7 protein-coding genes are annotated in these 12,368 nt (G+C 64.9%); 6 read left to right on the forward strand and 1 reads right to left on the reverse strand.

What is annotated here, in order from left to right; genetic code table 11:
• Positions 1-83: 83 nt before the first annotated feature.
• Both H3T89_RS05965 and H3T89_RS05970 read left to right on the forward strand, forming a co-directional pair.
• Complete coding sequence (locus H3T89_RS05965; protein WP_015021435.1) at positions 84-356, forward strand: ACT domain-containing protein; 273 nt, start codon at positions 84-86, stop codon at positions 354-356.
• Positions 357-366: 10 nt separating this feature from the next.
• Entirely contained in the window at positions 367-1,731 is a 1,365-nt protein-coding gene (locus H3T89_RS05970; protein ID WP_110416876.1) for a PFL family protein, read from the forward strand.
• 15 nt (positions 1,732-1,746) lie between these two features.
• Here the strand turns inward: H3T89_RS05970 and H3T89_RS05975 are convergent, their stop codons facing one another.
• Positions 1,747-2,400 (reverse strand): tRNA (cytidine(34)-2'-O)-methyltransferase, encoded by a 654-nt coding sequence (locus H3T89_RS05975; protein ID WP_110416877.1) that lies wholly within the window; start codon positions 2,398-2,400, stop codon positions 1,747-1,749.
• A gap of 90 nt (positions 2,401-2,490) precedes the next feature.
• On the opposite strand from H3T89_RS05975, the gene H3T89_RS05980 reads away from it, so the two are divergent.
• From H3T89_RS05980 to H3T89_RS05995, 4 genes are all read left to right on the forward strand, one after another.
• On the forward strand, positions 2,491-3,516 hold the full coding sequence (locus H3T89_RS05980) for an A/G-specific adenine glycosylase (protein WP_198216494.1): 1,026 nt from the start codon (positions 2,491-2,493) through the stop codon (positions 3,514-3,516).
• 30 nt (positions 3,517-3,546) lie between these two features.
• On the forward strand, positions 3,547-4,209 hold the full coding sequence (locus H3T89_RS05985; RefSeq protein WP_198216495.1) for a hypothetical protein: 663 nt from the start codon (positions 3,547-3,549) through the stop codon (positions 4,207-4,209).
• A gap of 194 nt (positions 4,210-4,403) precedes the next feature.
• Entirely contained in the window at positions 4,404-7,970 is a 3,567-nt protein-coding gene (gene rpoB / locus H3T89_RS05990) for a DNA-directed RNA polymerase subunit beta (protein ID WP_015021440.1), read from the forward strand.
• An 88-nt stretch (positions 7,971-8,058) separates the two neighbouring features.
• A complete protein-coding gene (locus H3T89_RS05995; protein ID WP_198216496.1) occupies positions 8,059-12,219 on the forward strand; it encodes a DNA-directed RNA polymerase subunit beta' in 4,161 nt (1,386 codons plus the stop codon).
• The last annotated feature ends 149 nt before the right edge of the window (positions 12,220-12,368 follow it).

Here is a 12,368-nt window from a genome sequence, read left to right on the forward strand (position 1 = left end):
CCCGGCGCTCCTCTAAGCTGGGGGAGCGGGGTCCCGGTTTTCGCGGGCTCCGGTCAAGGGCGAGGTGGATGAGGAGGACGGCCATGGACAAGGCGATCATCACGGTGGTGGGCAAGGATGCCATAGGCATCATCGGCAAGGTCTGCACAGACCTCTCCCAGCAGGGTGTCAATGTGCTGGATATTTCGCAGACCATTCTGGACGGCTTCTTCACCATGATGATGATTGTTGACTGCACCGCCTGCCGGGATGATTTCGATGCACTGAGCCAGCGGATGGAATCCCTGGGAGAGGATATCGGAGTCTCCATCCGCTGTCAGCGCGAGGAGATCTTCACCAGGATGCACCGGGTCTAAGGAGGCGGCCATGATCACACGCGACGAGGTCCTGGAGACCAACGACATGATCGACCGGGAGCGCCTGGACGTGCGCACCATCACCATGGGCATCAGCCTGCTGGATTGTGTGAGCGGGGATGTGGACATGCTCTGTCGGAACATCCATCGCAAGATCGTCTCCCTGGCCGGCGACCTGGTGTCCACTGGGGACTCCATCGCCCGCGAGTACGGCATTCCCATCGTCAACAAGCGCATCACCGTCACCCCTATCTCACTGGTGGCCGCCGGAGCCTGCCATTCCGTGGAAGACTATGTAGCCGTGGCCAAGGTCCTGGACCGTTCGGCCCAGGAGGTCGGTGTCAACCTGATTGGTGGCTATTCGGCCCTGGTCGGCAAGGGCATGACCCCGGCCGAACGGCTGCTGATCAAGTCACTGCCCAGGGCCCTGAGCCAGACGGAACGGGTCTGCGCCAGCGTCAACGTGGGCTCCACCAGGACCGGTATCGACATGGATGCCGTAGCTCTGATGGGACGGGTCGTCAAGGCCACTGCCGAGAGCACCGCCGACTCGGACAGCTCCGGCTGCACCAAGCTGGTGGTCTTCTGCAACGCTCCGGACGACAACCCTTTCATGGCCGGTGGTTTCCATGGGGTCAGCCAGGGATCGGCCGTCATCAACGTGGGGGTCTCCGGTCCCGGCGTGGTCAAGACCGCCTTGGAATCAGCAAGGGGAGCGGACTTCGGGCAGCTCTGCGAGACCATCAAGAGGACGGCCTTCAAGATCACCCGGGTGGGGCAGCTGGTGGCCCAGGAGGCCAGCCGTCGCCTGGACGTGCCCTTCGGGATCATCGACCTGTCCCTGGCCCCCACCCCAGCGGTGGGGGACTCGGTGGGCGAAGTCCTACAGACCATGGGCCTGGAGCAGGTGGGCGCACCCGGGACCACAGCGGCCCTGGCCATCCTCAACGATCAGGTCAAGAAGGGCGGCATCATGGCTTCCAGCTCGGTGGGCGGGCTGTCCGGGGCCTTCATTCCCGTGTCCGAGGACGCCGCCATGATCCAAGCTGCACAAGAGGGGAGTCTGACCCTGGAGAAGCTTGAGGCCATGACCTGCGTCTGCTCGGTGGGGCTGGATATGATTCCCATCCCTGGGGACACTTCCGCCGAATCCATCTCCGGCCTTATCGCCGACGAGGCGGCCATCGGCATGATCAATCAGAAGACCACCGCAGTCAGGGTCATTCCTGTCATTGGCAAGCAGGTGGGTGAGTGGGCCGAGTTCGGCGGGCTCATGGGTGGTGGGCCGGTCGTGCCTGTCAATACCCGCTCCTGTGCCGACTTCGTCAACCGAGGCGGACATATCCCGGCGCCCATTCACAGTTTCAAGAATTGAGCGCGCTCGCGGTGTTCAGCGACCGCCTTGGAATCCCAGCTGCCGCCAGGCCTCGTAGATGGCGATGGAGGCGCAGTTGGTCAGGTTCAGGCTGCGCAGACTGGGCCGCATGGGCAGCCTGACCTGTTCGGCCACGTGAGGGCCGGCCATGATCTCCATGGGGTCGGGGATGTCGCCGGGCTCGGGTCCGAACAGGAGGATGTCGTCGGGCCGGTAGCTGACCTCGGTATAGAGTTTGTCGGCGTGGGCGGTGAAGGCGATGATCCGGCTGCCGGGCATGGAGCGAACAAGGTCGTCGAAGTCCGGGTGCAGGACCACATGGGCCATGTCGTGGTAGTCCAGGCCGGCGCGGCGCAGCTTGGTGTCTTTGAGGTTGAAGCCCAGGGGCTCTATCAGGTGCAGGATGGTGCCGGTCACGGCGCACAGGCGGATGGCCGAGCCGGTGTTGCCGGGGATTCGTGGCGAGTAGTAGCACAGGTGGGGTGTGGAGGTCTTCACCCGACTGGCCTGATCGGCCTTCATCATGGCGTCCACCACGGAGATGGGATTGCCGTGTGCGTCGGTGACCAGCTCATCGGGACCATAGTTCGATTTGCGGTATCCGTACTCGTACATGCTTTCGACAGCCTTCGACGGGTCGCCTGACTGCTCCTGCTCCTGCCTGTTCATGAGGCCAACCTACCGTCGCCAAACGACAGGTGAGGCAGTGTCGGTCGGCACCGTCGGGCAAAATACGGCGGTTGAATGAGACGGAATCGGATGGCGAAGGGCGGTGTGACCATGGAGAACACGGAAGCGGCCTTGGTGGAGATTGAGCCCATCCGCCTGCGGCTGTTCGACTGGTGGAGCCGATATGCCCGCGACCTGCCCTGGCGCTTTGGACGAACCACGCCCTGGGGGGTACTGGTCACCGAGGTCATGAGCCAACAGACCCAGATGAGCCGGGTGGTGCCCTACTGGACGGCCTGGATGAAGGTATGGCCGGATGCGGCCTCCCTGGCTGGCGCACCCAAGGCCGAGGTCATCACGGCCTGGGGCCGGCTGGGCTACCCGCGCCGAGCCCTGCGCCTGCAGGAGTGTGCGCAGCAGGTGGCCGGCCAGTATGCAGACCGGCTGCCCCGGGATTACGACCAGCTGGTGGCCCTGCCCGGCATCGGCGACTACACGGCCAGCGCTGTCATGAGCTTTGCCTACGGCGAGAGGATTGCCGTCATCGACACCAACATCCGCAGGGTGCTGTCCAGGGTATTCCTGGGGCGCGAATCCACCGGGGGCGCTGCCAGCCGTGAGGAGCGCCAGCTGGCCTGGCAGGTCCTGCCCGAGGACGAGGGAACCGAGGCTGTCGACGCCCAGGACAGCGGTGCTCAGGAAGATAGTGACCGTTTGGGGCTGGCTGATCCGCAGGTTCGGTCGGCAGCCTGGCGGGAGCCGCCCTCGGCACGATGGAACCAGGCTGTCATGGAGCTGGGCGCCACGGTCTGCATAGCTCGCAAGCCGGCCTGTGACATCTGTCCCCTGGCCGGCCATTGCCGCTTTCTCAAGGCTGGGCTGCCAGGTCTAGGCGCGGGCAGGACCAGGCCCCGGCAGCGTTTCGCAGGCACCGACCGGCAGGTCCGCGGTGCCATTCTTCAGACCCTGCGGCGGGCTTCGGGCGCACCTGTCGCCAGGGAGGACCTGAAACCCCTGTGCGACGACGAAATCCGACTTGATCGGTGCGTCGCCTCCCTGGACGAGGACGGTCTTCTGGAGATCGGCCAGGACGGCAGCCTGAGTCTGCCACGGTGAAGGCCGCCCTGGCGATTAGACTGGAGAAGTATGGCCAAGCGACGCATGAGCGAGAAGAAACGGCGGATGTACCGTCGCCGGAGGATCGCGGCCGCCCTGCTGGCGGTGCTCTTCCTGCTGGTCTGTGCTGGCCTGGTCTGGGGCGTGGGGGCCGGCATCAGAGCCCTGCGCGGAGGCGGTGGGGGCCAGGGTGCTTCTACCAGCGCCCAGCAGTCCGCAAAGACGAAATCCAAAGACAAGGACAGGCAGGGCAAAGTTCAGAAGAAGGATGCCGGCAGGAAGCGTTCCTCAGGAGCCCCTGACTGTGGCAAAGGGGACCTGGCGCTGGAGCTGGCTACGCCCGATCCCAGCACTGAGGTCGGCGGTTCCATCGACTTCACGGCGACCATCCGGCACAAGGGAACGGGCTCATGCCTGGTGGACGGTTCCGACGGAGGCCGGGTGCTGGTCATCACCAGCGGCCAGGATACCGTCTGGCGCTCCGATGCCTGCCCGGTGGGGGCGCGCACCCTGCTCATGGCCACCGGCGACAAGGATGTGCAGACCATCACCTGGCATGCCGACAGGAGCCAGGAGAGCTGCCAGCCCGACCAGGAGCTGCCTTGGGTCAAGGCCGGCTCCTATCAGGCCAAGCTGGTGCTCAAGGCCGATTCGCACGTAGTCTCCCAGCAAGTGCCGGTCATGGTTCAATAGCAGCTTTTCCAAGACGACACGCCGATTGTGTTTAGGGTTCTTGTCTGCTATAGTTTTGTCTTTGCATGAGGTGTGTCATATAGCGGGCATGCATCATCGAGGAGGTGCCCGCGAATAGGCATATGGCGGCCATTCGGCATCTCCCTGGGGTAACAGGAATGATCGAGTACGGCGAGCGATAAGGAACGTCCATTTTGGCTGCCAATAAAGCTGTAAGTAGTACCACCGCCACGCAGGCACGCGCTGACGAACACGACATCAAACTGCACAAGGCCACCGATCGTGTCAATTTCGGATCCATCCGTGAACCCATCGAGGTACCCTACCTCCTGGGCGTGCAGACCGATAGCTTCGACTGGCTGGTCGGCAATGACCGCTGGAAGAAGAGGGTCGAAGAGGATCAGGTCAACGGGACCCATACCGTGGCTCCCGTCTCCGGCCTGGATGAGGTCTTCCAGGAGATCTCGCCCATTGAGAACTTCGCCCAGACCATGAGCCTGACCTTCTCGGATCCCTACTTCGAGGAGCCCCGGCACACGGTTCAGGAGTGCAAGGAGAAGGACTACACCTACTCCGCCCCCCTGTACGTGAACGCCGAGTTCGAGAACGGGGACACCGGCGAGATCAAGTCCCAGACCGTCTTCATGGGCGACTTCCCGCTGCAGACCCCCCACGGCACCTTCATCATCGGCGGCTCGGAGCGCGTCATCGTCTCCCAGCTGGTCCGCTCTCCCGGCGTCTACTTCGACCGCACCCAGGACCGCAACTCCGACAAGGAGGTCTTCGGGGCCAAGATCATCCCCAGCCGTGGTGCCTGGCTGGAGTTCGAGATCGACAAGCGCGATGTGCTGGGCGTGCGCGTGGACCGCAAGCGCAAGCAGTCCGCCATCGTCTTCCTCATGGCCATCGGAATGACCAAGCCGCAGATCCGCAAGGCCTTCAAGGGTTACCCGCTGGTGCTGGACGCCCTGGAGAAGGAGACCATCGAGACCCAGGACGAGGCCCTGACCGACCTCTACCGCAAGATCCGGCCTGCGGACACCGCCTCTCCCGAGGCCGGCCGCAACCTGCTGGATTCCTTCTATTTCAACACCAAGCGCTACGACCTTGCCCGGGTCGGCCGCTACAAGATCAACCGCAAGCTGGGTCTTGAGGCCGACTTCAACGACCGCAGCCTGCACCCCGAGGACATCATCGCCACCCTGAAGTACCTGGTGACCCTGCATGCCGGCGGGCAGACCTTCCCCGGCCGCCGCGACGGCCAGGACATCGAGCTACGGGTGGACGTGGACGACATAGACCACTTCGGCAACCGTCGCATCCGCCAGGTGGGGGAGCTGATCCAGAACCAGCTGCGCACCGGTCTGAGCCGTATGGAGCGTGTGGTCCGCGAGAGGATGACCACCCAGGATGCCGAGGCCATCACCCCGCAGTCCCTGATCAACATCCGCCCGGTCAACGCCACCATCAAGGAGTTCTTCGGAACCTCCCAGCTGAGCCAGTTCATGGATCAGAACAACCCGCTGGCCGGCGTGACCAACAAGCGCCGTCTCTCGGCCCTGGGCCCCGGCGGTCTGTCCCGCGACCGTGCCTCCATGGAGGTGCGCGACGTGCACCCCTCCCACTACGGACGCATGTGCCCCATCGAGTCCCCTGAAGGCCCCAACATCGGCCTGATCGGCTCCCTGGCCACCTTCGCCCGGGTCAACCCCTTCGGTTTCATCGAGACCCCCTACCGCAAGGTCATTGATGGCCAGGTGACCGACGACGTGGTCTACATGACCGCCGACCAGGAGTCCGAGCACACCATCGCCCAGGCCAACCAGGAGATCGACGAGACCGGACACTTCGTCGAGGACGAGGCCCTGGTGCGTGACGCCGAGGCCGAGGCCAAGGATGTCCCCGTCTCCCAGGTGGATCTGATGGATGTCTCCCCCCGGCAGATGGTTTCGGTGGGTGCCTCCCTGATTCCGTTCCTGGAGCACGACGAGGGCCACCGAGCACTGATGGGCACCAACATGCAGCGTCAGGCCGTCCCCCTGGTCAAGTCCGAGCGTCCCCTGGTGGGCACGGGCTCCGAGTGGCGTTCCGCAATCGACTCGGGCGATGTCATCCTGGCCGAGAAGCCGGGCGTGGTCACCTACGTCTCTGCCGACATCATCCGCGTCATGAATGACGACGGCACCCAGTCCTCCTACAAGCTGGCCAAGTTCCAGCGGTCCAACCAGACCACCTGCTACAACCAGGTTCCCCTGATCAAGGACGGGGAGCGGGTCGAGGCCGGTACTGTCCTGGCTGACGGCCCAGCCACCCAGAAGGGCGAGATGGCCCTGGGCAAGAACGTCCTGGTGGCCTTCATGCCCTGGAACGGCTACAACTACGAGGACGCCGTCATCATCTCCCAGCGGCTGGTCCAGGACGACACCCTGAGCTCCATCCACATCGAGGAGTACGAGACCGACGCCCGGGAGACCAAGCTGGGCGCCGAGGAGATCACCCGTGACCTGCCCAACGTGGGCGAGGATGCGGTGGCCAACCTGGACGAGCGCGGCATCATCCGCATCGGCGCCGAGGTCGAGGCCGGGGACATCCTGGTCGGCAAGGTCACCCCCAAGGGCGAGACCGAGCTGACCCCCGAGGAGCGGCTCCTGCGGGCCATCTTCGGCGAGAAGAGCCGCGAGGTGCGCGACACCAGCCTGCGGGTGCCCCACGGCGAGACCGGCACGGTCATCGAGGTCAAGGAGGTCACCCGCGAGGATGCCGAGGAGGACGGCGACGAGCTGCCCAACGGCGTCAACCGGATGATCCGGGTCTACATCGCCCAACACCGCAAGATCACCCAGGGCGACAAGCTCTCCGGCCGTCACGGCAACAAGGGCGTCATCTCGAGGATTCTGCCCGAGGAGGATATGCCTTTCATGGCCGATGGCACCCCCATCGACATCATGCTCAACCCCCTGGGCGTGCCCTCCCGTATGAACCTGGGCCAGGTCCTGGAGCTCCACCTGGGGTGGATCGCCCACTCCGGCTGGGACATCAGCCTGGATCCCGACCTGGAGGCCGAGTGGAAGAAGCACATCCCGGCAGGTGCAGAGAAGGCCGAGCCCGGCACCGCAGTGGCCACCCCGGTCTTCGACGGTGTGCGTGAGGATGCCTTGAACGGTCTGCTCAAGACGACCCTGCCCAACCGTGACGGCGAGCGCCTGGTGGGCGACGACGGCAAGGCCGTGCTCTACGACGGCCGCACCGGCGAGCCCTTCACCAAGCCCATCTCAGTGGGCTACATGTACATGCTCAAGCTCCACCACCTGGTGGACGACAAGATCCATGCCCGGTCCACCGGCCCCTACTCCATGATTACCCAGCAGCCCCTGGGCGGCAAGGCCCAGTTCGGCGGCCAGCGCTTCGGCGAGATGGAGGTCTGGGCCCTGGAGGCCTACGGCGCCGCCTACACCCTGCACGAGATGATGACAACCAAGTCCGACGACGTGGACGGCCGCGTCCGGGCCTACGGAGCTATCGTGCGCGGGGAGAACCTGCCGGCGGCCGGCATCCCCGAATCCTTCAAGGTGCTGCTCAAGGAGATGCAGTCGCTCTCCTTGAACGTGGAGGTGCTCAACGCGGAAGGCAACGTGATCGAGATGAAGGACGAGGACGACGACCCGAGCGCCGCCTCCGACGACCTGGGCTTCAACATCGGCGCCCGCCCGGACGCTTCCGCCAAGGCCGACCAGTCCGCTCCCGAGCCGGAGTACCGCTGAACCACCAGTCACAGGGATGCCCGCCTGACGGGCATCCCGCCAAGAGGCAAACTTCAGAGCAGTTACAAGATCAGAGACAGGACACAGAGTGCTGGACGTCAATGCATTTGACAAACTGAGAATCGGACTGGCCACGGCCGACGACATCCGCGGCTGGAGCTATGGCGAGGTCAAGAAACCCGAAACCATCAACTACCGTACCTTGAAGCCCGAGAAGGACGGCCTGTTCGGCGAGCAGATCTTCGGACCCACCCGTGACTGGGAATGCGCCTGCGGCAAGTACAAGCGCGTGCGCTTCAAGGGGATCGTCTGCGAGCGCTGCGGCGTGGAGGTCACCCGCTCCCGCGTCCGCCGCGAGCGTATGGGCCACATCGAGCTGGCCGCCCCCGTTACCCACATCTGGTTCTTCAAGGGCGTGCCCTCCCGGCTGGGATACCTGCTGGACATCGCGCCCAAGGACCTGGAGAAGGTCATCTACTTCGCGGCCTACATGGTCACCAAGGTGGATGAGGAGCAGCGCCACAAGGACCTGCCCGACCTGCAGGACGAGTTCGACAACGAGATCAACCAGCTGGAGAAGAAGCGCGACCTGGAGATCGACAAGCGCGCCAAGAAGCTGGAAGAGGACCTGGCCGAGCTGGAGAAGACCGACGAGGTCAAGGGTTCCATGAAGGCACGTCTGCGCAACGGGGCCGAGCGGGACATGACCGCCATCCGCAAGCGCTACGATGACCAGATTCAGAGGATCACCGCCGTCTTCGACCGCTTCAAGACCCTGAAGCCCGGCGACATGGAGGGTGACGTGGATCTGTGGCGGGAGATGCAGGACCGCTACGGTGACTACTTCGAGGGCTGCATGGGCGCCGAGGCCATCAAGAAGCGCCTGCAGGACTTCGACCTGGAAGGTGCCGCCAAGGAGCTCCGTCACGAGATCGACACCGGCTCCGGCCAGCGCAAGGCCCGTGCCCTCAAGCGGCTCAAGGTGGTCTCCGCCTTCCTGAACACCGGCAACAAGCCCGAGGCCATGGTCCTGGACGTCGTCCCGGTCATCCCGCCCGACCTGCGCCCCATGGTGCAGCTGGACGGCGGCCGTTTCGCCACCTCCGACCTGAACGACCTCTATCGGCGCGTCATCAACCGCAACAACAGGCTCAAGCGCCTGATCGAGCTGGGCGCCCCCGAGATCATGCTCAACAACGAGAAGCGTATGCTCCAGGAGGCCGTGGACTCCCTCTTCGACAACGGCCGCCGTGGTCGCCCCGTCACCGGAGCCTCCAACCGCCCCCTGAAGTCCCTGGCGGATATGCTCAAGGGCAAGCAGGGCCGCTTCCGTCAGAACCTGCTGGGCAAGCGTGTGGACTACTCCGGCCGTTCCGTGATCGTGGTCGGGCCCTCCCTGCGCATGCACCAGTGCGGCCTGCCCAAGCCCATGGCCCTGGAGCTCTTCAAGCCCTTCGTCATCAAGCGGCTGGTGGACCTCAACTACGCGCAGAACATGAAGAGCGCCAAGCGGCTGGTCGACCGCGGCGACCCCGAGGTCTGGGGCGTGCTGGAGGAGGTCATCTCCGAGCATCCCGTCCTGCTCAACCGTGCGCCTACGCTGCACCGTCTGGGCATCCAGGCCTTCGAGCCCATCCTGGTCGAGGGCAAGGCCATCCACCTGCCCCCGCTGGCCTGCGCGGCTTTCAACGCCGACTTCGACGGCGACCAGATGGCGGTCCACCTGCCCCTGTCGGCAGAGGCCCAGGCTGAGGCCCGCTCGCTCATGCTGGCCTCCGACAACATCCTCAAGCCCGCCGACGGCCACACGGTAACCATGCCCTCCCAGGACATGATTCTGGGTCTGTACTATCTGACCACCGTGGTTGACGGCGCCAAGGGCCAGGGCCGGATCTTCTCCAGCCTGGCCGAGGCACGGATGGCCCTGGACCTGGGTGAGATCGACATGCAGGCCAAGATCCTGCTTCGGGTGCCCGCTGACTTCGTCATGCCCAAGAACTGGGAGCCCGGCGACCTCAAGGTCGTCGACCCCGAGCCGGGCAGCCCCGACGTGGTCAAGGAGGAGGTCTTCAAGGACGGCTCCAGGCTCTTCGCCACCAACTACGGGCGGGTCCTGTTCAACCGGACGCTGCCTGTGGACTACCCCTTCATCAACGAGCAGGTGCCCAAGGGCAAGCTGTCCGGCATCGTGGACGACATCGCCACCCGGTACTCGACCGCCCAGGTCGCGGCCACCCTGGATGCCCTGAAGGATCTGGGCTTCACCCGGGCCCAGTGGTCCGGCGTGACCATGGCCTTCTCCGACATCGTGGTGCCGCCCGAGCGCAGCGAGATCGTCAACGAGTACCAGGGGCAGGCCGCCAAGGTCAACTCCCAGTACGACATGGGTCTGCTGACCGACGAGGAGCGCCGTCAGGAGCTGATCAACCTGTGGACCGAGTGCACCGACAAGGTGGCTGACGCCATGCAGGAGCACTTCACTCCGGACAACAACGTGAACATCATGGTTCAGTCCGGGGCACGAGGCAACTGGATGCAGATTCGCCAGATCGCCGGTATGCGAGGCCTGGTGGCCAACCCCAAGGGCGAGATCATCCCTCGACCGGTCAAGTCCAACTATCACGACGGCCTGTCGGTGCTGGAGTACTTCATCTCCCAGCACGGCGCCCGCAAGGGTCTGGCCGACACCGCACTGCGCACCGCCGAGTCGGGCTACCTGACCCGTCGTCTGGTCGATGTCTCCCAGGATGTGATTGTGCGCGAGGAGGACTGCGGCACCATGCGCGGTCTGACCATGAAGGTGGCCGAACGCGACGAGCAGGGCAACCTGGTCCTGGTCAAGGCCGCCGACGGCGGACCCTACTCCAGGCTCCTGGCCGCCGACGTCATCGACCCCAAGGACGGCAAGACCGTGCTCTACAAGCGCGGTGACGCCCTGTCCATGGACGTGCTTCGCGACATGGTCGCCCACGGCGTGGAGGAGGTCAAGGCCCGTTCGGTCCTGACCTGCGAGTCCACCCGCGGGGTTTGCGCCAAGTGCTACGGCTGGTCCCTGGCCACCAACAAGCTGGTGGATGTGGGTGAGGCCGTGGGCATTGTGGCCGCCCAGTCCATCGGCGAGCCCGGCACCCAGCTGACGCTGCGTTCCTTCCACTCCGGCGGCGTGGCTTCGGCCTCCGACATCACCCAGGGTCTTCCCCGTGTCACCGAGCTCTTCGAGGCCCGTACCCCCAAGGGCGAGGCTCCCATCGCGGAGTTCCCCGGCACCGTCAAGGTGGAGGACACCGATCGCGGTCGTCAGGTGACCCTGACCCCGGACGACACCTCTGTGGAGGCGCTGACCTACCCGGTCACCCGCCGTGCGCCCATGATGGTCAAGGACGGACAGCACGTCGAGGCCGGCACCCAGCTGATCGAGGGCTCCGTGGATCCCAAGAAGATCCTGCGCATCCTCGGCCCGCGCGCCGCCCAGGTGAACATCGTCAACGAGGTGCACACGGTCTACCGCTCCCAGGGCGTGGACATCCACGACAAGCACATCGAAGTCATCGTTCACCAGATGCTCCGCCGCGTCACGGTCATCGACTCGGGCGACACCGACCTGCTGCCCGGCGAGCTGGTCGACCAGGCCAAGTTCAAGGCCGCCAACATGAAGGCCGTCAAGGCCGGTGGCAAGCCGGCCGCGGGACGTCCTGAGCTCATGGGCATCACCAAGGCCTCCCTGGCCACCGACTCCTGGCTGTCGGCCGCCTCCTTCCAGGAGACGACCCGCGTGCTCACCGAGGCCGCCCTGAACCAGAAGGTCGACGACCTGAAGGGCCTCAAGGAGAACGTGATCATCGGCAAGCTGATCCCGGCCGGCACCGGTCTGGCCAGGTACCGCAACGCCACCGTTGAGCCCGACAAGGCCATCCGCGACACCATCTATCCCAACTTCGGTCTGGGTGGCGGCGACGTGGATCTGAGCGACGCCGACCTGAACGATGTGGACTTCTCCAACATCGACTTCGGGGACCTGAAGCTGGGCGACGACTTCAACCCGGACGACTTCCTCAACGACCAGGGCGGCCAGAGCCATCTGGACACCCCCAACGTGCAGGATCCGTCAGCTGCGGCCGGCGATCAGACGGCTGCCACGGGCGCGGGATCCTCGGATGCAGCCGATGGCAGTGACTCCGATCGGAAGCCGTCCCAGCAGCCTGGTTCGGCCACCTTCTCCTCTTCGGAGGATCAGCACTCCAACCAGTGAGTGCCTGCACGGCCAGTAGTGCAGATCCGCTCGGGCCGGATCATCCGGCCCGAGCGGATTCGGCTGCAGGATGTGTGATAAAGGTTGAGGGCCAGCGCGATCTTAGCGATCGCCCTGGCCCTCATCTTGTTTTTCCGGCGGTCCAGGTT

Source organism: Bifidobacterium sp. W8114 (genome assembly GCF_016101165.1).
GTDB classification, from domain to species: domain Bacteria; phylum Actinomycetota; class Actinomycetes; order Actinomycetales; family Bifidobacteriaceae; genus Bombiscardovia; species Bombiscardovia asteroides.

Bases quoted from the DNA above. Each gene is read 5' to 3' on its own strand.
- H3T89_RS05985 (WP_198216495.1), top strand. From the start codon at position 3,547: ATGGCCAAGCGACGCATGAGCGAGAAGAAACGGCGGATGTACCGTCGC.
- H3T89_RS05980 (WP_198216494.1), top strand. From the start codon at position 2,491: ATGGCGAAGGGCGGTGTGACCATGGAGAACACGGAAGCGGCCTTGGTG.
- H3T89_RS05965 (WP_015021435.1), top strand. From the start codon at position 84: ATGGACAAGGCGATCATCACGGTGGTGGGCAAGGATGCCATAGGCATC.
- H3T89_RS05975 (WP_110416877.1), bottom strand. From the start codon at position 2,400: ATGAACAGGCAGGAGCAGGAGCAGTCAGGCGACCCGTCGAAGGCTGTC.
- H3T89_RS05970 (WP_110416876.1), top strand. From the start codon at position 367: ATGATCACACGCGACGAGGTCCTGGAGACCAACGACATGATCGACCGG.